Consider the following 23307-nt stretch of genomic DNA (forward strand, 5'->3'; position numbering starts at 1 on the left):
TCATAGTGGATGGAGTCTGCACTGTTGTTCGTCGCAGAGACATTCACCATAACATTAGTGGGTACCAGACCAATCGGGGCGTCATGGCAGCTGACACAATTGATGGCGCTGGCTGCATAGACGTCATGAGCGAACCAGGTAGTATTGACGGGTATGCTGCTGGTGTTCTGGTGGCAGCTCAGACATTTGTTGTCTGTATAGCCTGACATGGTACTGTGGTTGTAGAAGGCTGTGCCGTCAGTGGATGCCTGGCTCGTGTTGATCTCGGGCGGCATCTGGCTCAGGTTGGCGGTTATACTACTGTAGTACGTGGAACCGCTCTGGTGGCATGCTGCACATATCTCACCAGTGAAGTCTGTGATCTCACCTGAGAGTGGTGCCAGGTAACCAAGAGCTATAATACTGTGTTTGGTGTCGTTGTGGCAGTATTCGCAGGCTTCGCTGGTGGTACTCCAATAGGGTGTGGCATTCCATTTGTTGCCTGAATCGTTGTCATTGCTGTGGTATAACGGGTCAGGTATCCCTGGTATGGCGGCAGTGATATTGGTCAAGCTGTTGCCGTCCTGGTGACAGGTGGAACAATTGACCGCACTGGCATTACTGGTGGCATAGGTGTTGTCCTGCTGCAGGTACTTGACACCATGGATGTCACGCGATTCGAACAGGTGGCATTCGGTACAGTTGAGAGTACCGTTGTGCATCTCTTTTGCACCCGTAGTTACCGGATAGCCCAAACCGTCATGACAGGCGGTACAGAAGCTGGAGTTTTCAAAGACCAGTACTGGCTTGGTGAGACTCTGGTTATGCATCCAGCCACTGTTATGACAGCTGCTGTTGGTACAGTTGGGGGACGTGGAACCAAAGGTACTGGCATTAATACTGTGGTCAGGCACACTGGCGTTGAAGGTAGGATTTGCCATTGCGACCGTGAAATTGGTGCCCGGGTCCTGGTGGCAGTAACTGCAGTTGACACCGCCAGACCAGGTTCGCAGGTCTGTGCGGTTCTTACCATAGTGGGATGGGAGTGAATAGTTGGTACTGTAGTTGTCAGTACCTTCGGTGTAATCCACTTTCATCTCGGTAAGGTTATGGCAGACCACGCAGGAACTGGAATTGTCAGTAGCATTGGATGCTGCTTTCAATGCACTGCCGTTCACAAAATGCTGGTAAACGACAGGGGCATTGCTGACGTTGGTATATGCGGCTGTGCCGTTGTGGCAGTCATAGCACCTGTAGGGAGTCGAGTATATGTCGCCCATACCTGATGGTTCGCTACCGTCACTCTGATGGCAGGCCCAGCATAACTGGTTATCAGGATTGCCGGTACTTCCGCCGGTGCCTGTTGTGGCGTTGTTGATGGCACGGTGGATACTGGCATTGCTGTTGAGACTGCCGTTGATGGCGCTGACATTGACCAACCTGGTGGCAGTGGTGCTGCCTACGTTATGACAGCTGATACAATCAGATCCGCCGCCGGCGGTGATGTTGACATCGTGGAAGTCGATGGGTTGGCCACCGCCAACGACGTGGCAGGTCCAGCAATCACTGGCTTCAGCTGAGGCGTTGATGTGGGTAGTAACAGTGGGTGCTGTGCTGGTGATGTTCATGGGGTAGCCCCAGTAAGCGCTGTCAACCAGGGTACCGACACTGCTGTTGGCGCCAAGGTGGCATATGCGGCAATCTGAGGTGTTGGGCATCTGGTCGATGGTCTGGGTCCAGCGGTATGGACGCATGGCATCGTCATCAGCACTCCAGAGCCGCTTGAAGGCATAATTACCACTGGAATTATTTGCATAGCTTACACCATGGCATGTACCGGCACCGGTACTGATATTATAGGAATAACAGCTCGAGGGAGTGGCAATTTTCGTGGTTGAGCTGAAATACTGGCTCATATCAGATACTCCCACCGTTGCATTGGAATTGTTGATATGGTTGAATACGCGTGGGATAGCGCTTGATATGTCAGCTCGTATGCTGATGTTGGTCGTGAACGGACCTGCAGAGTTGTTATAGTGACATTCTTCGCAAATCCTTGTTGTAGCATCGTCCACTTGCCCGGGAACCATGGTCCAGAAGTCTACCGTACCGTTATGACAGGCAAAGCAACCTTCCATATTCTGGGGCAATAGAGGTGGAACTGGAGGAGTGTCGTAATCTATACCATCACCCTCCCAGTCAAAGCCGAAGGTATGGATATCACTTGCACTGGAAAGATTCTCTGCATGGAACGTAGTGTCAGTGCCATGACAATTAGCACAGAAACTGCCTGACGAATTCGCAGCAGGATGCCTTATCTGCGTAGCGTTACCCCATGAGGGGGCATTCGTAGTGTTCTTGTGGCATAAGGTACAGTCTGTTGTGGGCTGGACAGCACTGATGCTCACGGTCGAAAGGTTGCCGTAATGGGAGACATTGGACAGGTCGGTCTCGCTACGGGTGCCGTTGAACGGTTCAATGTGTGGAGTAAGACTGTTGTTGTGGCATGAGGCCGAACAGTTGTAACCAGTAGTCAAGTCTGTACTATCATTAAGTCCGGACGGTACATGTTCAATAGCTACGGGTATTGTATCGTTAAAGGTACTCCCGTTCGGTCTGCCATTGACGTGACAATCACCATCAGTACAATCCAGCGGATAGGTAGTGTTGGCAGGATTGGTTGCGCTCAGGGGAGCGGATGGATGCTCATTATTTGGTTCGCTGCCATTGCCGTGACAGGCCCAGCAGGCTTTACTCATTGTGTTGTTAAGGATCGTGACATTAGTAGCATTGCTGTTCAGGTTTGCATGGACACTGGAGCTAAAAGCACTAACGTTGACATCTTGATTGAGCTCTCCGCCAGTATCTCCATGACAGCCCAGACAATCCGGATTGCCTGATGAACCATTAATAACACCCTGGTCGTGCAGCGTGGTGGTGCCGACGATGTGGCATCCGTAACAGTTCCCATCCGCAGCATGGGATATCCGTGTAGCATTGAATAGGGTCCCGTTGTCGGTCTGGTGACAGTAGACACAACCCTGTGAGCCGCTGGGTCCCCAACCGACAGTGTCGATAACACTATGATCATCATTCGCAGTCAGGTTCTTGACATAATGGGCAACTACGTTCGTGGCACCGCCTGGCATATTAGACATGTTGGCAGTTCCACCCTGTACGGACTCGTTGAAAACAGTCACTCCCGTCAGACCGTGACAGGACTCGCCGGTTATGGTACTGCTGGTCTTCACATACTGGGTACCAGCATTTGACCAGTGGGAAGTGATGTTTATGCTCAGGCTGGTGTTACCGTGACAGTCTGTAGCATTATCACAGGACTTTGGCGGATATTGTGTTACATTGAACAGATTATGGTCTGATGGGTCCGGCTCACTGCCATTCCCGTGACACAACCAGCATGCTTTAGACACATTATTTACGAGAGGAGACGTATTCGTCGCATCAAAGTTCAGGTTGCCGTGTCCGGATGCTTCGAATACAACCACATCAACTGGCTGGCTGCTTTGATTGTGGCATCCTGCTGCCAGGCAATCTAAACCACTTATATCACCTAATACAGGTGCTATAAGCAGTTCAGTGGCAACTGATGTTGCTCCATGACATTTATCGCAATAGACATCTCTGGTGATATTATGTGGTTTGAATGTTGCTGGTGAACCATGGGAGACGTGCCATGTGGTCACAATTCCGCTATCGTTCCATACACCATAATTGCCGTCGGCTGTTACTGCGTACCCTGTAGCATTGGGTGCGGTATACATCTGGTCATGGCATCCTAAGCAATCCACGGTATCGCTATGAGTTAATGTAAACGCGGCTGTATGGTCTTCTGCTCTATGACATACTTCACAGCCTGTTTCTGCTGACGTGGTGTTCTCAACCTTGAACTCATGCATTCCCCTGCTAAAGCTAGCGTTCATGTGACAGTCGGTACAATCAAAACCTAACGTATCCCTGTGCGTTCCCGCGAACTTGGTATCGTGTGAGCCGCCGGGTTGGTGGCATTTCTCGCACAATTCAGTATTATTGGAGATTTCATCATAGACTGAATAGTTTGTATAAGAACTTGCAGTTGCATTATAGAACGCTATCGGGGCTCCACTTGTGCCAGTATTGTTCGGATATCCCCGATCATGCAAATTATGGCATACCCTGCACTGGATACCTTTCCAGTCTTCTATTGCTATGGATACGTTTTTGGGATCGAGAATTGAGGCGTTATAATTCAGAGGCGATTTGCACTTTGCACAATTGACATTGCTGTCACTGGCTCCGCTTCTTGAATCGGCATGGGAACTGTTGAGCCAGGTGCTGGATGCTAAATCTACTTTTTCTGGACTTCGTGTAGAGTGGCAGGGTAAGGAGCACGTGTATTGTGGGAACATTCCTACACCTGTACCACCATTAATTGCAAGAGGCATACCGCCGCTTGTATTGTATTCATAGTAGCTATGTTCAACTACCAGATTGTGGTCATGCGCATAGAGTGATGCATTCAGACCGAATGTCTGGGTTGTGTTTGCAAAGTGACAATCCGTACAATCTGCGCTGCTTGAATGTCTTTCATAGAAACCATTCTCATAATCTACATGACAACCTGCCTTTCTGCAGGTGTTGCTTTCGTTCACGATGTATCCTTTAGTGCCGGTACTATGACCACCAACTGGTTCATAACCGGTATGACAATCAGTACAATTTGGAGCACCTGGATTCAGGCTTTGATTGTGGTTTGTAGTATTTACAGCTGTGCCATAGGATGCATGACAGTCAGCGCAATCAAAAACCCCAGCAGATGCTATTTCCAGGTCAGTGATTGCCGATTTTGCTCCATGGCATTTTGCGCAATTGACATCCCTGTCGATATTATGTGGTTTGAACGTTGCTTCTGAACCATGGGAGAGGTGCCAGGTGGTTATATTTCCGCTATCGTTCCATACACCATAATTACCATCAGCTGTTACTGCATACCCCGTCGCATTTGGCTGGGTATAGGTTTGGTCATGACATCCCAGACAATCCACTTTGCCTGTATGGGCTGCTGATGATGAGAATGTATGGTCTGCTGGTTCATGGCATACTTCACATCCTGTTACTGCTGATGTGGAGTTTATGACCTCAAATGTATGCAATTCATCGCTAGACTCACTCATATGGCAGGTGATACAGGTAAAACCAAATGTATCCTTGTGACTTCCTGCGAACTTAGTATCGTGTGAGCTGCCGGGTTGATGGCATTTCTCGCACAATTCAGTAGCATCAGTTACCTGATCATAGACCGAGTAGTTCACATAAGAGCTTGCAGTAGCATTATAGAACGCCAATGGACCCGGTACATTCCTGTCACCCGTATTATTCGGGAATCTTCGATCGTGTAAGTTATGGCATACCCTGCACTGGATGCCTTTCCAGTCTTCTTCTGCTATTGTAGTGTTTGAAAGGATAGTGGCGTCATAATTCAGAGGTGATTTGCATTTGGCGCATGATTGCTTGCTGTCAGAAGCTCCGCTTCTTGAGTTTGCATGTGCGCTGTCAAACCAGCTTTCTGCAGCGTCTTCGACTTTAAGATCACTACTGTGACTATGGCATGATGCCATCGTGCATGAATAGTACGGGAACATTCCCAGACCTGTACCATTATTACTGGTGAGAGGTATACCACCACTAGTATTGTATTCATAGTAACTATGCTCAACGGACAGATTATGGTCATGAGCATAGAGTGATACATTCAAAGAGAATGTCTGGGTTGTGTTTGCAAAGTGACAATCCGTACAATCTGAAGTTGATCTATGTCTTTCATAAAAGCCATTTTCACCAACTATATGACAATCCGTGCATGTATTGCTTTCGTTCACGATGTAACCTTTGGTTCCGGTAGTATGAGCCCATATTGGATCATAGCCGGTATGACAATCAGTACAATTTGGAGCACTTGGATTTACGCTTTGATTGTGTTGTGTTGTGTTGAGTTTACAGCAATACCATAATCGTGATGGCAATCAGTACATTCCACAGCCGCAGCTACCGCTATCCAGTTCCCGAGAACAACAAGGATAAACAACATAAAAAATGAAGACAATATCCATTTTTTGATAGAATATGTCTGTTTGGCAGTGCACGACGGTGACCCGTCAAATCCCTTTTGTTGTTTTTGGATAGTCATTTTAATCCCTTGCTTATTACCCTATGAAAAGTAGACAATACCTACAATCAGTAATTGAAGCTGATACTCCACCTTTTTTAGGACACAACTTCTTAAATAATTACACTTTGAAATTGTTACAGCATACTTTCGAAACAATATAATTAAAAAAACATTATAAGTTCATCCGATATAATACTTATGGAATTATTGTTATAATCATCATTATACCTAATATAACAATCATTATAAATTTTAATACATAAAAATTGCAGACGAGCAAAAATCAACCTGTTTTCAGCTAAGGTATCATTTTGCCATCTAAATCCTGCCCGAAGGCAGGATAGAAGGAACAGCCACCTCAGGCTGTCCTATCGTGCCAGGTCAAAATTTTCCCTGACTATCTTAAGCGCGCAATAATTCCCGCACATGGTACAGGCTTCACTATCATCCGGCGCCCGGCTCTCCCTGATATGCCTGGCATGCTCGGGGTCAATGGCCAGAGAGTACATCTTCTCCCAGTCCAGGTCGCGCCGTGCCCTGCCCATCGCAAGGTCCTGGTCACGCTTACCCAGCTTTATCATATCCCCGATATGGGCAGCTATCCTTGACGTGATGACCCCGGTCCTTACATCATCAACATTTGGCAACGCCAGGTGTTCGGCAGGGGTGACATAGCACAGGAAATCGCATCCCGCAGCACTTGATATGGATGCACCGATGGCAGTCACGATATGGTCATACCCGGGCGCCACATCAGACACCAGCGGGCCCAGCATATAGAACGGCTTATCCCCGCTCATCCGTTTCATCAATGTCACATTGGTCTTTATCTCATCGATAGGCACGTGTCCCGGACCTTCCACAATGACCTGCACACCAGCGTCATGAGCCTGGTCAGAAAGTTCAGAGTTTATGACCAGTTCCTGGATCTGCGCGCGGTCGGTAGCGTCATGCACGGCCCCGGCACGCATACCATTACCCATGGAAAGCGTGACCTCATGTTCCTTCATGATCTCAAGCAGGTAATCGAATTCACTGTACAGCGGGTTCTCCTTCTCGTTATGTATCATCCAGGCAGTCATGAACGCACCGCCCCTTGAACATAGCCCGCCGTAACGCCCCTGTTTCTTTAACCGCTCCACCGTGAACAGGTTTATCCCGGTATGGATGGCCATGAAGTTGGTCCCGAGCTTTGCCTGGTCTACAGTGGCTTTGAAGAGGTCATCTTCCTTCATATCCACAACCGAGCCGTACTTCCTTGCCGCCTCGATAAAAGCCTGGTACAGCGGCACGCAGCCCACAGACAGTGATACGGCATCTATTACTTGCTTCCTGATATCAAGGAAGTCGCCGCCCGTTGATAGTTCCATCAGGGTATCGGCACCTGCTGCTTCCGCCACTTTTGCCTTCTCTATCTCAAGGCTTATATCGTTAATATCGGAAGACGTACCAATGGACGCATTGACTTTGGTAGTAAGACCTTTGCCGATACCGCAATGTTTAATTTCCCTGTAGGGAGTCACAGGAATAACTATCCGGCCCGCAGCAACGCCACGTCGAACGAATTCTGGCTCGACTCCTTCTGCTATAGCTACTTCTTTCATCACATCAGTGATGTTACCTTTATTTGCTTCATCTATCAGACTCATAGTTTTCACCGAAAATTTTTTGGTTAGGACATAGATAGCGTACCGGGTTATAACACTTATTAAAAAATTTACTTTAGTTTAAATCAAGTGTACTTGATTTAGGGCAGTTTTGATTGGGTTGTGGAGAATATCAACTGGTTTACTTCCTCAGGTGACGTGGGGCTATAGTACAGTAAGGGTACATAGGCGATAATTAGATATTTGATACTGGTGTATTATGGCCTCAAGTACTGTGTATACTGCCGCCGTGGCTTAGCCTGGCAGAGCGATTGATTCGTAATCAATAGGTCGTGGGTTCAATTCCCACCGGCGGCTTCTATGACCCAAAGTTCGAAAATCCCACTTTTTACCTTTTTGGTCAGGTCTATGTAGCCAGAACAGAACACTGATTTTATGCTAAAACTATGGAATGGTGAATTATGGTCCAGATTTCAAAGGTCAAAAATCAGACAAATTGAAGGAATATTGTGAAAATGTTCGGGTTGATTTGACAGATGGTTGAACAGTTACAAGAGAACGATACATACATTCATAAATCAGATAATCAATTCTGAGAACGGTGGGATGGATATCGTCCGGATAATAATCGATAAGGACCGTTGTAACGGCTGCGGTGATTGTGTTGTGGTATGCAAAAGCCGGAACCTGGAAGTCCGTGATGGTGTATGTGTTGCATCCCGGCCCGGTGAGTGCAAACTGTGTATGCTGTGCAAGGTAACCTGCCCGGTGGGCGCTATCGAGATAGAGGTATGAAGTTATGGACAAAGAAGAAGGATGCAGTTGTTTTAATGCTGCACTGGTGGATTATGCCCTCAAGAAAAAGAAGAGCAGCCTGCACAAGGCCACCTGTCCCGTGTGCCATAGGACATTTACAACCAACCGGCAGGGGGATGAGATGGTATGCTTCGACTGCCTGAAAGGTCTTAGGCATACGGTCGAGGTGCTTGGAATAGGTGGCAAGCAGTACCAAGACACACTGAATGCGGCAGAACAGGCGGTATTGGGGAGCGAGTTCAGGGTCATTCCTGTAACAGATGTAGAGACTATAATGACCTACGAGGTGACCGTCACACCAGCAGTGGTGGTTGATGGCAAGGTGATGTGTGAGGGCAGGGTGCCTGAATATGATGAAATATGTGAGTGGATAGGCAAACAAAACGATGCCTGAAAAAACCACATTTAATAAAATGTTATTTCATTCAGCTTCTTCCAGGATGAACTGCCTGTGTTCAACCATAGCTAATATATTGTTTACCAGCGATTCTGCCTCCGCGACGTCATAGACCTCTCTCACCGTTACCTTACCGGTAGAAAAAAAATTTACTTCCCTGCAGCCACTTCTTACGGTCAGCACACCAAGACGTTCGGAATATCTTCCATCCAGGTATTTATGCAACGAAGATATATCCGGTTGATGGTCCAGATACAGGATTATTCTTAATTTCCAGGGGTCGGAAATGCAGGGTAATACCTTTTCAATCCTGTTGACACGCATCATTCACCCACCGAGATTTATTGAAGTAGTGCTTTAACCTGCTCCATTATATCTTTTACCTCAGTGGGCTTCATATCCAGATCTTTCGATTTCTTTATGCCAAGTTCACTCAGTACTATGTGCTTATGTACCTGAATACCGGCATGTTCGAGACTCTCCTTTGCACATGCCAGCTGGCATCCGTCGATCACCACGATTATATCACATCCTTGTGCTGATCTGGTGATACCCTGTTGATGGGCACCTATACCTGCTGTGCACATCATGGTGCCGGCACCGTGCCTGGTCAGGTACAATGCTGCTTTATTGCTCAACTGTCCAACATTTGCCGCACCGGCACAGGGAAATATACCCACATTGTCGGATCCACATGAACACTGTATGTCTTTCATTTATTTCACCTCGATCACGCAGCCATATTACCAAAAATAAGTCCTGATATTGTGGCTGCAAATATCACCAGGATAATGTAGAGACCTGCTTTTTTTGCCCCCATTATCCTGGATATTACAATCATGTTAGGCAGGCTCAGCGCAGGACCTGCCAGCAACATTGTCAGTGCAGGACCCTTTCCCATACCTAATTTGGTCAATGCACTGATTATGGGCACCTCGGTAAGTGTGGAGAAATACATTAACGAACCCGAGACCGAGGATATCAGGTTGGCTGAAATGCTGTTTCCCCCTACCAGGGTTGCAACAAATTCACCTGGCAACAATGCCACCATGACACCTGCCAGAAACACACCGGCAAACAGCAGGGGAGTGATCTGTTTTGCAAGGAACCATGTCTCCTCCATCCAGCTTTTCAATTCTTCAGAAGTGTACCAGCGCCATGACAGTGCAATGGTTATCAGGACAAGCAGCAAAACGACTGCTTTTTCAAATGTTGTTGTCGCCAATCCCGCAAAGACCAGGATGGTCAGCAGCAATATGAAAATAATAGTAGTTCTTATATGTCCTTTATCGGTGTTGGATTTAAAACCGGGTCTGTTTTCATGATTGTGGAAAACAACCGACATGGTTAGCCCGATAACTATGGATAACCCAATGGCAGCTATGGCCCTTGCCGCCCCTATATCAAAACCTAATATTTGTGCCGTGTACACGATGGCGAGCAGGTTTATGGCAGGAGCCGAGTAGAGGAAGGTAGTGGCCGGGCCTATCCCGGCTCCACGTTTGTAGATACCGGCGAACAGCGGCAGTACTGTGCAACTGCAGACCGCAAGCATGATGCCACTTACCGCAGCGACCGAGTAGGTAATGTATTTTGGCGAATCAGCGCCAAAGTATTTGAGCACTGACTCCTTGGAAAAGAGGGAGGCAATGGCACCTGCTAAAAAGAAGGCTGGTACGAGGCACAGTAGGACGTGTAGGGCCAAGTACTCACGAAGGGCATCAATTCCTGCGGTTATTAATGTGCTCAACATAGTATTTCAAATCATATTGAAATGATTATACTTAAGTATTATGGTTTCAATAAATATTGAAATAATAGGTAATTAATCGAATTTAAAGAGGGATATGTTTGAAGATCGAAATACTGGGAACCGGTTGTGCAAAATGTAAAAAGGTCACTGATAATGTTAAGCGGGCAGTGGAGGAACTGGGGCTGGACATTGAGGTGGAGAAGGTTGAGGATATCGACCGGATTCTGGATTATGGTGTGATGATGACGCCCGCAGTCGTAATGGACGGCGAGGTAAAGGTCGCGGGTAAAATCCCTGATGTCAAGCAGATAAAACAGTGGATAACAGGATAACTAGATTATTGGAAAGATGGATTACCGGAGAATCTGATCATTAAATGCTCCGGTAACTAAATTTTTGTTCATACAATCAGAATTCCAGCACCTTTATCCCCATGTATCCAGTGCTGCTTTCAATTCACTGTGGGTCTTTGCATATTCCTCAAGGGATATGCCGTCAAGTGCCGCATCAACTGCCTGCCTGCAGGCCGTGGCACCAGCTACTGTTCCTTTTGGATGGGCATGTATTCCTCCGCCGAACTGCATGATAGCATCCTTCCCGAATATCTGTATCAGCTCCGGCACCATGGTGGGTTCCAGTCCGCCTGAAGCAACCGGGAATACAGGCTTGATACTGCCCCAATCCTGTTCCAGCATGTGCATATCAGGGTTCGCAGGAACATTTTTGAGCACGCATTCATCCCTCGGGGCCAGCACTTCGTTCTTTTCCCCGTGCATCTTTCCGACCACCGAGCCTATGTGCAGCTGGTCAAGTCCGATAAGGCGTACCAGTTTAGCTATTACCAGCATATTGATGCCATGCCGGGGATTACGGGTAAGTGCCGAGTGCATGCATCGATGGGCATGAAGTACCAGATTCAGGTCTTCATTGTTATCTCTCAGGGATTGGAGAGCGCTCCAGCCAACAGGAATGATATCTATCATGGCATATTCGCCGCCAAGGTCCTTTATTATCCTTGCCCGTTTCAACATCTCCTCGCAGGTGGGTGCAGTGATGTTGCACATGTACATTTTACGCTCACCGGTCTGTGCCTCTGCTTTTTCTCCAGCCTTTACGGTGAGCTCAACTCTCTTGTGGAACCTGTTGAACTTCTGGTCTGTCAGGTTCTCATCATCCTTCACCAGGTCGCAGCCTCCAAAAAAGGCATTATATGCCACTTCTGCATGCTTCTCGGAATTCAGCCCTACTTTTGGTTTGACAATAGTACCCACAAGTGGTCTATCTGTGACCCCGAGCAGCTCCTTCACACCCTGCATACCATACTTTGGTCCTTTGAAAGCCCGGATGACATCGTGCGGGAAAGAAATATCCATAAGGCGCAGATTATCCAGCAGTTTCATGCTGAAGATATTCCCGGCAATGGCGCTCAATATTTGCGGGACAGAATTAAGCTCGAACAGGTCCTGCGTATACGCAACCCTGACAGTCTGCTGTTTTTCATCAGCAAATAGTACATGGGGTTTCAGTTCTTCAGCCAGCTGCGGATTTAGCGTAGAAATATCACTCCATGTATCAATGGAACTTTCACCTGCCAGGTGGGAACAGGCATTGGTAAAACTCACATTCTGTGCCGGTTCAAGGTGATATTCGCAGACAAAATCCCGTTTTGTGGGTTTGTATTCAAGGTCAATGTAATCTTTTAACATATACATGCTCCATTACAGTTCATATCAATTTTTTTTACTGTTCTTCCAGAATAAGCTTTGGGAATCCTGCAATGACAGTTCTGCCATCTCTTTTCTATGGGTGGTCAGTTTCTCTTCCAGTCGTTTATCTCCGAGGGCAATTATCTGCGCGGCCAGTATCCCCGCATTTTCGCCCCGTTCTATCCCAACACTTGCAACCGGAATGCCCGCAGGCATCTGAGCTATAGACAAAAGGGCATCCATCCCATCCAGTGCAGCTTTTACCGGGACACCTATTACCGGTCTTATTGTGTGGGATGCTATTACGCCTGGAAGATGGGCAGCCAATCCTGCAATAGCAATAAAGACCTTTACTCCGGATTCATGGGCTGCGTTGATAATTTCAGTTACCCTTGCCGGAGTTCTGTGCGCCGATGCCACATTAACGTCATAATTTATCTCAAATCTTTCAAGTATTTCAATTACCTTCTTTGCAATTTCCGCGTCTGATTTGCTGCCTAGTATTATTGCTACATCGGTCATTGATATGCCTCATATTATGTTTACTACTATACGTGATAATTATTTAAACATTAACCGGTCTGTTGTTCAAAGACAGGTCAGTCAGGGATTTATCAGACAATGCTGGCAACGTAGGAAAAGTATGTGCAAGTTGATGGAAAAAACGGTCCTGACACCCTTGAATATAAATATCAGTAAATACAATCTGGGTTTGATAACATTTTTCACATTATTGTGCGAGTAAAACAGAGGAAATCGTGTGCGAAAAACCACACACGACCTATTAATCCTTCATTCCTTATCTGGAAACTGCCTGTCTATTGTCCATAACCATCGGTCAACGTTTTCATGAAGGCTACGATAGCATCTTCCTCCTTGTCTGATAATCCAAGGTTCCCCAACTCATTTGTGTTCACATTCATGCTCACTTCAGGTGCAGGCCATCCTGCATTGGGAACATCCCTTGTGTTGTAGAAATGCACAACTTCCTTCAGGCTCTTGAACGCTCCATTATGCATGTACGGTGGCGTTATGGCAACGTTCCTGAGGGTTGGGACTTTCATCTTGCCCATCTCACCAGAACTCATCACTATTCCGCCCAGTCCGTAATCCACGAACATTAATCCATCCTGATTAAAGTTTGGTGCAATTGGCGGGTAATAGAACGGATAGTAATACATCAATGCAGGTGAATCACCAAGCATTCCAAGATTGCTCGGAACACCCAGGTTATCATAGGTGAAATCCGTGAACAGGGGTTTAGCAGCATAGGGTCCTGCAGTGCTCGGATGGCATGCTGCACAATTACCTTTTTTGGGGTTATTGAACAGTTTAAGCCCTTTTTGTTCCAGAGGAGTTAATTTTATTTTCCCTGCCTGGTATTTGTCGTACTTTGAAGTAAATTTATTTAGCTCATCTGTATTCTCAAATGCTGCAATGGCAATAGCCATCTGGTCATAGGCTTTTTCCACATCAGCAAATGCATCTTGACCGTAAACCGCTTTGAAAAGGTCTGCATAGTTGGAATTGCTTATTTTCTTGATAACTGCAGATTTGCTGGGATTGTTCATCTCCAGAGGATTCAGGAACGGCCCTTTTGCCTGTTCTGCCAGATTAGATGCCCTTCCATCCCAGAACTGGCCTCCGACATACATCCCGTTAGCCTTATCATAATGGAATTCCGGACTGTAAGCTGCATATGCGGCTGTTGGTGAATTACGGTTCCCGAACCTCACAGGGATTGCTCCCTGGGAAACTGCACGGCTTGAGTCAGGTTCTGCAAACCCGAATTGAGGATCATGGCAACTTGCACATGACTGCCCTTGCGGTACAGATAAATTGTCATCGAAATATATTTTCTTCCCCAGTTCTTCCTGTGGAGTTAATCCATTCACTGCTGGTATTCCTACTGTTATGGTAAGCAGCAGGAAGATACTAAGCCATATTTTCATCTTCTTCATAGTAGAATCTCCCTTTGGTGTTCGATAAGGGTTGTGTATTTTCCAGGGAGGTTAAATCGGGACTCTTATTATAATCACGAGTATTCATCACAAATACCATGAATAACATTAAAAATTCCCTCTCCCCCCACAGTAACGTATAGATAAAATCCCTTATCATTCTCAATTTGGCAGCGTTAAATCCCCCTGGAATAACGCTCTAACCACAATAAAATAGGTGGTATTAACATATATACTTGGTGCAATATTATAAAATTTGACGTATAATTAAGAGACTGTCGGAAAAGTCGATATTTCGAGGTATTCAACCCTACCTGAAATTTCAATGTGGTAGTACATAGCGATTTACTGAGTTGAATTTCATTCAATGTTTTAATTTTGGTACTTTTCCGACAATCTCATTAATACAAAATATTACTTCCAACAAATCAAGAATCCCATGTTTGAAGTCCTCTCATGAGTATCTATAGTCATTATTTCCCTTGCCAGTTCCCGGTAACAATCCATAAGTACCCTATTTGCCTTAACAACCGTTACGTTCTATGCAACCACATACCGGGTGATATCTTCAAGACACGATGTGATATTCTGGATGGTTGAGACCTCAATAAATTTAACATTGCAGACCAGTAGAAGAGTATTTTAATATTCAAGGCATCTTCAGTCGCATATTCAATAGTAAAGTAAGAGCCTGTTAAATAATACGTATCCAGTCAGAGGGAACTGGAATGTCAGGCATTCCGGCTATAACAATCGATGGATTAATACCTTAGTATGTCGAGGATAAGACGATGACCCAGGTTAAAATAACTGATACGACCCTTCGGGATGCACACCAGTCCCTCATCGCAACCAGGATGCGAACCAGGGATATGCTCCCGATAGTTGAGAAAATGGACCAGGCGGGTTTTTTCTCCCTGGAAGTATGGGGCGGCGCCACCTTTGATTCATGTATCCGGTTCCTGAACGAGGACCCCTGGGAGCGCTTGCGCAGTTTGAAACAGGCTATCAGAGAAACCCCACTCCAGATGCTGCTTCGTGGCCAGAACCTTGTGGGTTACCGCCATTATGCCGATGATGTTGTGGTCAAATTTGTGGAAAAGGCTGCTGAGAACGGTATCGGTGTTTTCAGGATATTTGATGCGGTCAATGATATCAGGAACATGGAGGTATCCATTAAAACCGCAAAAAAAACCGGAGCGCATGTGCAGGGTACCATCAGTTATACTACCAGCCCTGTACACACTACCGAAAAATTCGTCGAATTTGCCCATGAACTGGCATCACTTGAATGCGATTCTATCTGTATCAAGGACATGGCAGGACTGATTGCACCCATGGATGCCTATACACTTATCAAATCCCTGAAAAAAGAAATAGGGCTGCCTGTTGACCTGCATTCACACAGTACCAGCGGCATGGCTCTCATGAGCTACATGGCGGCATGCAAGGCAGGCGTGGACATCCTGGACACGGCCTTTTCACCATTCGCGGGGGGAACATCCCAGCCTCCCACCGAAACCGTGGTGGCAGGACTCAAAGGGACCCAATGGGATACAGGACTGGACCTTGTCCACCTGATAGATATTAAAAGATATTTTGAAGAGATAAAGGAAAAATATCGCGGTATCCTGGACCCCATATCTGAGAAGACCGATACCAGTGTACTGGTCTACCAGGTACCTGGGGGGATGCTCTCCAATCTGGTATCCCAGTTGAAAGAGCAAAATGCAATGGATAAATTTGATGATGTACTCCTGGAGATGCCCCGGGTCAGGGAAGACCTTGGTTATCCACCACTGGTCACTCCTACAAGCCAGATAGTGGGCACCCAGGCGGTCATGAATGTACTGATGGGTGAGAGATACAAGGTCATTCCCAAGGAAGTTAAGGAATACGTGAGAGGCATGTACGGACGCTCACCTGCCCCAATTGATAAAGGGATATTGGATAAGGTGCTGGGTGATGAGAAGCCCATAACCTGCCGGCCTGCAGACCTGATTGAACCTGAACTGGCCAGGCTGGAGAAGGAGGCCAGGGAACTGGGTATTGTAGAGAAGGAAGAGGACGTGCTGACCTATGCCCTGTATCCACAGGTGGCTCCCAAATTCCTGAAAGGGGACGCTGAGGAGGAGAAACTGGTCCAGTCGGTCCAGGAACCTGTCCAGGCAGGGGCCCAGCGTGTGTATAACCAGTTCAAGGTGGTAGTGGACGGAGAGGTGTTCCAGGTAGAGGTCGAACCGACCGGTGAGATGGCGATACATGAAACTAAATCGGCACCTCCTGCTTCTGTGGAAGGGGGAATAAAAAGCAGTATGCAGGGTATGGTGCTGGGGCTGAAGGTCAAACCGGGTGATGTCGTTGAGGAAGGGAATGTTGTGGCAGTTATCGAGGCTATGAAAATGGAAAATGACATTCATGCAACACACAGCGGCATTGTCAGGGAGATATTTGTGAAAGAAAGCGACTTTGTGGCTGCCGGCGATGTTATTATGGTTGTCAGTTAGAGGTTGTCCCGATGTTCGAGAAGATACTGGTAGCAAACAGGGGCGAGATCGCCATAAGGGTAATGAGGGCATGCCGCGAGATGAAAATACAGACCGTGGCTGTATATTCTGAAGCAGACAGTCATGCATTGTTTGCAAAATATGCTGATGAGGCCCATTATATTGGGCTGCCACCGGCCAGCCAGAGTTACCTGAGGCGCGACCGCATCCTTGAAGTGGCTGAAAAAACAGGGGCTCAGGCTATACATCCAGGTTATGGTTTTTTGGCCGAGAATGCTGATTTTGTCAGGGAATGCGAGAAAGCGGGCATTGTTTTTATCGGGCCGTCCAGTGCATCTATCGATGCCGCCGGCAGTAAGATAATGGCTCGCAAGACCATGGAAAAAGCTGGCGTTCCTGTCATTCCGGGCATATCAGAGAAAATCGTGGATAATGATGTTGCCATTGATGGCGCTCAGAAAATAGGATATCCGGTCATTGTCAAGGCTGCTGCGGGCGGGGGCGGGATCGGGATGAAGATAGCATATAATGATGCTGACCTCATAGATGCGATACAGTCCACCCGAAAAGTGGCACAGTCCACATTCGGGGATTCGACCATTTTCATGGAGAAATACCTGGCCAGTCCCAGGCATATTGAATTTCAAATTATGGCTGATTCACACGGCCATACCGTGCACGTGAATGAGAGGGAGTGTTCCATACAGAGGCGGCACCAGAAACTTATTGAGGAGTCTCCTTCGCCTGTCATGACTCCTGAATTGAGGGATGAAATGGGCGCTGCGGCCATCAGGGCTGCGAAAGCAATAGATTATACAAACGCGGGTACTGTGGAGTTCATGTATTCCGATGGGGACTTCTACTTCCTGGAGATGAATACCAGATTGCAGGTAGAGCATCCCATCACTGAGATGGTTTCCGGGCTGGACCTTGTCAGGGAGCAGATACATATCGCAGCCGGTGAGACCATGGACTGGAAGCAGGAAGATATTAAGATCAACGGGTGGGCCATGGAATGCAGGATAAATGCCGAGGACCCGTTGAATGATTTTGTGCCGTCCCCGGGTAAGCTCTTGCGCTACAGGTCGCCGGGCGGTCCCGGGATACGGGTGGATAGTGGAGTTCATTTTGGTTATACGATATCCCCATTCTATGATTCCATGGTGTCCAAGTTAATATCATGGGGACGTGACAGGACCGAGGCTATTGAGAAGATGAGGCGCGCGCTGTATGAATATATTATTGTGGGTGTGACTACCAATATCCCGTTCCACAAGGCTGTGTTGAGGAACCCTCATTACATCAATGGTGAACTGTCAACCCACTTTATCGAGGATTTTGACATAATGTCCGAGGTGGCAAAAGTGGTTGAGCAGGAGAAGGAGAAGGGAGTGACCCTGGCTTCAGCCATTGGTGCTGATGACCATAAGGTCGCCGCCATCTCAGCTGCTGTGAAGACGTATATCAGCGGTAGGGAGAGTTTTTCATCGAGTAAACCTAATAAGTAATTATGGGTCACAGGGAAGAGATTCTGGATGTCCTGAGGACAAATCCCGAGACATACATTTCGGGTGAGGAACTTGCCCAAACCCTGGGTGTATCCAGGACAATGATATGGAAGTATATCGAATCTTTACGCCAGGATGGGTTTGTGGTGGAATCCGTGACCAACCGGGGTTACCGATTGGTAAGTGCACCTGACCTGCTGTTGAAGGATGAAGTGCAGAGGAACCTGAATACCGGTTTTGTCGGTAAACAGATATATTATTTTGATGAGATTGATTCTACGAACCGTAAAGCCAGGGAACTGGCACCCGGCTGCCCGGACGGGACGCTCATTGTAGCAGAGCGGCAATCTGAAGGCAGGGGGCGGATGGGCAAGGAATGGTATTCCCCGCCGGGTGGGGTCTGGTTATCGATCATCCTGAAACCCGACATCTCCCCTGAGCATATTTACCGGTTGACGTTGGTGGCGGGTGTGGCTGTGGCTGAAACCCTGGTTGATATGGGGATTGCGGCACAGATCAAATGGCCCAATGATATTCTCATTAATGAGAAAAAGGTCTGCGGGATACTGACCGAGGTGGATGCCGAGATGGATGCGGTGAACTTTGTGATCGTCGGTATCGGGATAAATGCTAATATTGAACTTGATATGCTGCCGCCCCTTTTTGGCGTCCATTCCACCTCCCTCAAGAGCGAGGCGGGCAGTGCCATCAACAGGGTGGAACTTGTCCAGCGATTGCTTGAGCGGTTCGAACAGGATTATGGTACGTTCATGAGCGGGGATTTCGATTCGATACTCAAGCGCTGGAGGGAGCATTCTGCCACCCTGAACCGCCGGGTGAGGATCGTCACGAGGTTCAGGACGATCGAGGGCGAGGCCGTGGGTATTGACCATGATGGGGCCCTGGTTGTGGAGATGGAAGACGGGACACTGGAGAGGGAGATTACGGGGTCCTGCGTGCATTTGTGAAGGGTGGGGTGTTTAGTGTTGTGGGGGCTGGCAGGCGCTTTTCGATTCTTCCTGCGGGCTTAGGGTGCGAAGTGGGGATCGTTACTTGAGTAGATGGTTGCAGCCTGCCTGAAGTTCTCTGTGCGTTAAAGAGGTTATCCTCGATGTTTGCAGGTGTGGTGGCAAGTTATCTGATTAGCGGATGGTCGCAGTAATTAGGCTACTAACGTCCTATTTTTTTCAACTTCCGATATAATATCTATTATGGCATTTTTCAAATGAGATATTTGGGATATTTTCATAGGAATCCCTAATAATATTGTTGCATTTTCAACATTCGATATCGGTGAAACGTAATTTAATTTTACCGATAATATTTCATTAGTAGGATAACACAAAAATCCAATTTTATTTTTATTTTTACTAAAGGCACTATAAGCAAATAATTGATGAATATCCTTTCTATGCTCTTCTTTTAATGTCTCTGTAACACTTGTTAGATTCAATAAATGCGACTTATATTTAGCATCTATTACAAAATCCAAGTCATCTTTTATTAAAATTATATCTGGCTCTAAATAATTAAGACTCCAAGGAGGTATGTAGCTAGCATGACGTTTTATTTTATAATTATTTAATTGGACAGCACCAATCTCAGAAGATATTTGTTGAAATAAAAATTGAACATATCTTTCAAAGACAATTGAATAATCAATTCTCCAAGCAGTAATTTCTTCAAAATTATTCTTCAAAATTTTATTTGCTTGTGACTTTAGTTTCTTAATAATCAATGGATCAGAATTGTGAATGGAAAGTTCTCGAGAAGATCTTTCTTCAAAATTCTTCAATTTAGTATCTAGAAAAATGAATGTATTTTGAAGTTGAAATTTAATATCTTTAGGCGTATTTGATGAATGAATTTCTTTTTTGGCAATATTATATACAAACTTCAACTCGAAAAACTCACGATGAAATCTTGTTAAAACATTCTCATGACAAGGATAAAACAATCTCATTTTTGGATCAAATTCTTTTTCAGCGTATTCGTCCCAATCAACTTGAGATTTTGGAGTACTATAAATTCGTTTAATGTTCTGAAACTTATTCCAGTTTATTTTCACGGCCCGTTGTAATATCTTTACATATTTTACGGATTCTAAATATAGTGGGGGTTTTACATTATTATTAGAAGAAAGTGGAATTGAATGTTTAAATTCAGGAGTTATTACTGATTCTAGAAGATTTACCAAATCAATATATTCAGAATAATGATCATGACTTGAAGTATATCTTGGTCTAACTACAAAGTCACCAATCTGCTTTCCAGTGTCAGGAGATCGTAATGGAATAGCTCCAACAAATTTACGAGATCGAAAATTTAATCTAATATCTTTACCTATCCCTTCAATTTTTGGAACTACATCGATAAAATCAAATAATCCTATATTATATTCTAAAAATTTTTGCAATGCCTCGCCTAAATATCGTTTATCTGCCTTTTTAAACCACTTTTTTTGAAGCTCTAATCCTGAAAGAGATTTTGATTTTTCTGTTAAACAAGGAATCTCAAAGAATATATTGTTGTTTGAGTTCATTCAAATATATCCTCACCTAATCGATCGTAAAAATATTTTGAAAAATCTTCTTTTGCGCTTAATAAAAGACCTTCTGCAAAGTATTCTTTTATTAAAGGCATTAATTCGTATCTAATTCGGCTTTTCATTTCGTCTTCAGAATCTGCTATGAAATAACCGTGGCCTGGTTGTAAGGATAATTCTTCGCTATTTGCATACCATTTAAATATTTTATCAAATCCCATAAAATCTTCTTTGGAAAAAATATTTGGAATTACTTTTGGTTTCATGGTGTACCAGGCAAATCGCCTTCTTAAAGCAAAATCAACTACTGCAAGACTTCTGTCTGCAGTATTCATAGTACCTATCACGTAAAAATTTGAAGGAACTTTATTTATTTTATATCCTCCTCCAATGTCAATTTCTACTGAATCGTTTTCCAATTTATATTCAAATAAATAAAAAATTGGTCCTAATATATTTGATAAATTTGCTCTATTAATTTCATCAATTATTAAAACAACATTTTTTTCAGATTCAACCGCTTTTTTTAATGACTGATAGAAAATTCCCTTTTGCTCAATATATCCTACTTGACCCTCTTTGAGATTAGGCTTAATTCCGTATATAAAATCACTATAATTTGTCTCAGCATGAAATTGAGTGAAAAATACTTCAGCTTCAAGTTTAGTTCCTATTATCTTTGCTAATCTTGTTTTTCCGGTTCCAGGTGCCCCTTGAAGAATTATAAATTTTCGTTTTGTGACTAAATTTAAAACTTCATTAATTTCATCTTCTTCATTTAGCTCCTTTTTATTTGATATCTCATCAATTGCTTTATTAATAGCTTTTCTTTGGTTTGCGTTACTTGCCCATTTTCGCATTTCTGCATAAGCAGCAACGAATCCAGTAATAATTCTTTTACCATCCAGACTCACAGGATTGTGGATTATTTCGCACACAGGAAGAACTTTTGAATACATTTTTAGTGACTCCTTTAAATGTGGTATGTTCGAAGTGAATTGTGCTGGTAAGTTGGTTTCTATATCCAAGAAAGAAGTTTTACAAAAACCATTTTGACTTATAATTGAGGAAAATAATCTTCTAATTCCGGGTAAACTAGCTAATTCGTAATCATTTTTAAAACCTAAAGACCCCACACCTAAAGATATAATCCAACTTTTATTTTCGTTATCTGGAAAAATGACGAGTGAAAAATCGTGATATGGACCAGTTGCTTCTTCCTCTGGAGATATGAATCCAAAATAGGCACCACCCTTCTTAAAGGCATCTTCTTTTGTGTTTTTCCTAAATATGTAACTTTTCAAGTATTCATCATCGATTTTTGCCCCATAATTAGATGCTAATTCACTAATAAATAGAATTGTTTCTTCAATCATCATTTTCAACTCCCATCATTTTTCAAAAACTTTAATATATTTTTTCCTTCATTTGTTATTTCAAAAAGTTTTCCAATTTTATCCTCTGGATTTAGACATGTAATTAAACCATTTTCAAGTAAATCAGATACTATAAATGAAGCTTGAGACATTGCGATTTTAGAAGTATTTTTAATTTCTTTAATTGTAAGAGGTCTAATTGAATTATATAAAATGTTCAATACTTCGACTCGTCTTTTCCCTCGTTTAAGCCATGCAAATTTATTCCAATCCATCCATTAATAATAGAAATAATTAATATTTAAAACAGGTTAACAATAAGTTAACAACATATTATTTTATTTTCTATATAATATATAATCATGCAATCACAGAATTTGGATTGGTGATATATAACCTATTACCCCTATTTCAGATTACCAACCGCCCCCTTATTTCCTTCACTCTGTCCGGGTGCCCGCCTCGATATGCTCCGCACACCCTTGTGGTGTGGCGGACTGGCAGGCGCTTTTCGATTCTTTCTGCGGGCTTTGGGCGCGAAGTGGGGATGGATGCTTTTGTGGGTGGTTGGAGGTGGAGGGCTCGAATCGCATTAAAAAGCAGGCATTTGGTGGGATATTCAACTCTCCCTGCCACCGCTGCCCTTCAGGGCGGCATGGTGGCAGCCAACATTATTGCCTCATGTTGCCTGGGTTCGGAGAGTCAGGAATGAGATACAGGGTGCCGATTATGAATGTGATTCCTGCTGCCCCTTCGGTTCACTTATGCAGGGTGCCCCTCCCGGTATGCTCCGCCTGCCCTTGTGGCGAGGGTGCTGGCAGGCGCTTTTCGATTCTTTCTGCGGGCTTTGGGTGCGAAGTGGGGATGGATGTTTGGATGGGGGGTTGGAGGTGGGGGGCTCGAATCGCATTAAAAAGCAGGCATTTGGTGGGCTATTTAACTTTCCCTGCCACCGCTGCCCGTCAGGGTGGCATGGTGGCAGCCAA

At 45.1% G+C, this 23307-nt stretch carries 20 protein-coding genes and 1 tRNA gene; 8 read left to right on the plus strand and 13 right to left on the minus strand.

The window, feature by feature from the left end:
- From K0A89_10790 to thiC, 3 genes are all read right to left on the minus strand, one after another.
- A partial coding sequence (locus tag K0A89_10790) for a hypothetical protein (GenBank protein MBW6518972.1) occupies positions 1 to 5855 on the minus strand: 5855 nt, incomplete at its 3' end.
- A gap of 83 nt (positions 5856 to 5938) precedes the next feature.
- Positions 5939 to 6163: a hypothetical protein gene (locus K0A89_10795; protein ID MBW6518973.1), complete on the minus strand. Its 225-nt coding sequence runs from the start codon at positions 6161 to 6163 to the stop codon at positions 5939 to 5941.
- A 350-nt stretch (positions 6164 to 6513) separates the two neighbouring features.
- Entirely contained in the window at positions 6514 to 7794 is a 1281-nt protein-coding gene (gene thiC, locus K0A89_10800) for a phosphomethylpyrimidine synthase ThiC (GenBank protein ID MBW6518974.1), read from the minus strand.
- A 241-nt stretch (positions 7795 to 8035) separates the two neighbouring features.
- Here thiC and K0A89_10805 point away from each other — a divergent pair.
- The 3 genes from K0A89_10805 to K0A89_10815 all read left to right on the plus strand — a co-directional run bounded on the left by K0A89_10805 (position 8036) and on the right by K0A89_10815 (position 8962).
- Positions 8036 to 8109, plus strand: a tRNA-Thr gene (locus tag K0A89_10805).
- A gap of 183 nt (positions 8110 to 8292) precedes the next feature.
- Positions 8293 to 8547, plus strand: a complete 255-nt coding sequence (locus K0A89_10810; GenBank protein ID MBW6518975.1) for a 4Fe-4S binding protein — start codon at positions 8293 to 8295, stop codon at positions 8545 to 8547.
- A gap of 4 nt (positions 8548 to 8551) precedes the next feature.
- Positions 8552 to 8962, plus strand: a complete 411-nt coding sequence (locus K0A89_10815) for a thioredoxin family protein (GenBank protein ID MBW6518976.1) — start codon at positions 8552 to 8554, stop codon at positions 8960 to 8962.
- Between the two features lie 27 nt (positions 8963 to 8989).
- Here K0A89_10815 and K0A89_10820 read toward each other — a convergent pair whose 3' ends face one another.
- From K0A89_10820 to K0A89_10830, 3 genes are read right to left on the minus strand one after another with little or no spacing between them, the layout of a single operon-like run.
- Positions 8990 to 9292 (minus strand): hypothetical protein, encoded by a 303-nt coding sequence (locus tag K0A89_10820; protein MBW6518977.1) that lies wholly within the window; start codon positions 9290 to 9292, stop codon positions 8990 to 8992.
- A 14-nt stretch (positions 9293 to 9306) separates the two neighbouring features.
- A complete protein-coding gene (locus K0A89_10825; GenBank protein MBW6518978.1) occupies positions 9307 to 9681 on the minus strand; it encodes a putative zinc-binding protein in 375 nt (124 codons plus the stop codon).
- A 14-nt stretch (positions 9682 to 9695) separates the two neighbouring features.
- Positions 9696 to 10718 carry a permease gene (locus K0A89_10830; protein ID MBW6518979.1) on the minus strand — a complete coding sequence of 341 codons (1023 nt, stop codon included), beginning with the start codon at positions 10716 to 10718 and terminating at the stop codon, positions 9696 to 9698.
- Positions 10719 to 10816: 98 nt separating this feature from the next.
- Between K0A89_10830 and K0A89_10835 the strand changes: the two genes are divergently transcribed.
- Positions 10817 to 11050 (plus strand): TM0996/MTH895 family glutaredoxin-like protein, encoded by a 234-nt coding sequence (locus K0A89_10835; GenBank protein ID MBW6518980.1) that lies wholly within the window; start codon positions 10817 to 10819, stop codon positions 11048 to 11050.
- A gap of 93 nt (positions 11051 to 11143) precedes the next feature.
- On the opposite strand, the gene rbcL is transcribed toward K0A89_10835, so the two are convergent.
- The 3 genes from rbcL to K0A89_10850 all read right to left on the minus strand — a co-directional run bounded on the left by rbcL (position 11144) and on the right by K0A89_10850 (position 14385).
- Positions 11144 to 12424, minus strand: a complete 1281-nt coding sequence (gene rbcL / locus K0A89_10840; protein MBW6518981.1) for a type III ribulose-bisphosphate carboxylase — start codon at positions 12422 to 12424, stop codon at positions 11144 to 11146.
- Positions 12425 to 12448: 24 nt separating this feature from the next.
- Complete coding sequence (gene purE / locus K0A89_10845) at positions 12449 to 12946, minus strand: 5-(carboxyamino)imidazole ribonucleotide mutase (protein MBW6518982.1); 498 nt, start codon at positions 12944 to 12946, stop codon at positions 12449 to 12451.
- Positions 12947 to 13242: 296 nt separating this feature from the next.
- Positions 13243 to 14385 carry a cytochrome-c peroxidase gene (locus tag K0A89_10850; protein ID MBW6518983.1) on the minus strand — a complete coding sequence of 381 codons (1143 nt, stop codon included), beginning with the start codon at positions 14383 to 14385 and terminating at the stop codon, positions 13243 to 13245.
- A gap of 791 nt (positions 14386 to 15176) precedes the next feature.
- Here K0A89_10850 and oadA point away from each other — a divergent pair.
- Genes oadA through K0A89_10865 form a run of 3 tightly spaced genes read left to right on the plus strand, consistent with a single transcriptional unit; the run spans position 15177 to position 19368 of the window.
- A complete protein-coding gene (gene oadA, locus K0A89_10855; GenBank protein ID MBW6518984.1) occupies positions 15177 to 16892 on the plus strand; it encodes a sodium-extruding oxaloacetate decarboxylase subunit alpha in 1716 nt (571 codons plus the stop codon).
- 11 nt (positions 16893 to 16903) lie between these two features.
- Positions 16904 to 18400, plus strand: a complete 1497-nt coding sequence (locus tag K0A89_10860) for an acetyl-CoA carboxylase biotin carboxylase subunit (GenBank protein MBW6518985.1) — start codon at positions 16904 to 16906, stop codon at positions 18398 to 18400.
- A gap of 2 nt (positions 18401 to 18402) precedes the next feature.
- Positions 18403 to 19368, plus strand: coding sequence for a biotin--[acetyl-CoA-carboxylase] ligase (locus K0A89_10865; GenBank protein ID MBW6518986.1), 966 nt, complete (start codon positions 18403 to 18405; stop codon positions 19366 to 19368).
- 194 nt (positions 19369 to 19562) lie between these two features.
- Here K0A89_10865 and K0A89_10870 read toward each other — a convergent pair whose 3' ends face one another.
- Genes K0A89_10870 through K0A89_10880 form a run of 3 tightly spaced genes read right to left on the minus strand, consistent with a single transcriptional unit; the run spans position 19563 to position 22596 of the window.
- On the minus strand, positions 19563 to 20942 hold the full coding sequence (locus K0A89_10870) for a hypothetical protein (GenBank protein MBW6518987.1): 1380 nt from the start codon (positions 20940 to 20942) through the stop codon (positions 19563 to 19565).
- Positions 20939 to 22324: an AAA family ATPase gene (locus K0A89_10875; protein ID MBW6518988.1), complete on the minus strand. Its 1386-nt coding sequence runs from the start codon at positions 22322 to 22324 to the stop codon at positions 20939 to 20941. The genes K0A89_10870 and K0A89_10875 overlap by 4 nt, the downstream gene beginning before the upstream one ends.
- A 2-nt stretch (positions 22325 to 22326) precedes the next feature.
- Positions 22327 to 22596, minus strand: a complete 270-nt coding sequence (locus K0A89_10880; GenBank protein ID MBW6518989.1) for a hypothetical protein — start codon at positions 22594 to 22596, stop codon at positions 22327 to 22329.
- A gap of 110 nt (positions 22597 to 22706) precedes the next feature.
- Between K0A89_10880 and K0A89_10885 the strand changes: the two genes are divergently transcribed.
- Positions 22707 to 23033 carry a hypothetical protein gene (locus K0A89_10885; GenBank protein ID MBW6518990.1) on the plus strand — a complete coding sequence of 109 codons (327 nt, stop codon included), beginning with the start codon at positions 22707 to 22709 and terminating at the stop codon, positions 23031 to 23033.
- 15 nt (positions 23034 to 23048) lie between these two features.
- On the opposite strand, the gene K0A89_10890 is transcribed toward K0A89_10885, so the two are convergent.
- Positions 23049 to 23307 (minus strand): hypothetical protein (locus K0A89_10890; protein ID MBW6518991.1); only part of this gene is annotated, 259 nt, incomplete at its 5' end.

The sequence above is a fragment of the ANME-2 cluster archaeon genome (genome assembly GCA_019429385.1).
Classification (GTDB): Archaea; Halobacteriota; Methanosarcinia; order Methanosarcinales; family Methanocomedenaceae; genus Methanocomedens_B.

Bases quoted from the DNA above. Each gene is read 5' to 3' on its own strand.
- oadA (MBW6518984.1), top strand. From the start codon at position 15,177: ATGACCCAGGTTAAAATAACTGATACGACCCTTCGGGATGCACACCAG.
- K0A89_10850 (MBW6518983.1), bottom strand. From the start codon at position 14,385: ATGAAGAAGATGAAAATATGGCTTAGTATCTTCCTGCTGCTTACCATA.
- purE (MBW6518982.1), bottom strand. From the start codon at position 12,946: ATGACCGATGTAGCAATAATACTAGGCAGCAAATCAGACGCGGAAATT.
- K0A89_10870 (MBW6518987.1), bottom strand. From the start codon at position 20,942: ATGAACTCAAACAACAATATATTCTTTGAGATTCCTTGTTTAACAGAA.
- K0A89_10880 (MBW6518989.1), bottom strand. From the start codon at position 22,596: ATGGATTGGAATAAATTTGCATGGCTTAAACGAGGGAAAAGACGAGTC.
- K0A89_10830 (MBW6518979.1), bottom strand. From the start codon at position 10,718: ATGTTGAGCACATTAATAACCGCAGGAATTGATGCCCTTCGTGAGTAC.
- thiC (MBW6518974.1), bottom strand. From the start codon at position 7,794: ATGAGTCTGATAGATGAAGCAAATAAAGGTAACATCACTGATGTGATG.
- K0A89_10795 (MBW6518973.1), bottom strand. From the start codon at position 6,163: ATGACTATCCAAAAACAACAAAAGGGATTTGACGGGTCACCGTCGTGC.
- K0A89_10875 (MBW6518988.1), bottom strand. From the start codon at position 22,324: ATGATGATTGAAGAAACAATTCTATTTATTAGTGAATTAGCATCTAAT.
- rbcL (MBW6518981.1), bottom strand. From the start codon at position 12,424: ATGTTAAAAGATTACATTGACCTTGAATACAAACCCACAAAACGGGAT.
- K0A89_10820 (MBW6518977.1), bottom strand. From the start codon at position 9,292: ATGATGCGTGTCAACAGGATTGAAAAGGTATTACCCTGCATTTCCGAC.
- K0A89_10865 (MBW6518986.1), top strand. From the start codon at position 18,403: ATGGGTCACAGGGAAGAGATTCTGGATGTCCTGAGGACAAATCCCGAG.
- K0A89_10860 (MBW6518985.1), top strand. From the start codon at position 16,904: ATGTTCGAGAAGATACTGGTAGCAAACAGGGGCGAGATCGCCATAAGG.
- K0A89_10815 (MBW6518976.1), top strand. From the start codon at position 8,552: ATGGACAAAGAAGAAGGATGCAGTTGTTTTAATGCTGCACTGGTGGAT.
- K0A89_10825 (MBW6518978.1), bottom strand. From the start codon at position 9,681: ATGAAAGACATACAGTGTTCATGTGGATCCGACAATGTGGGTATATTT.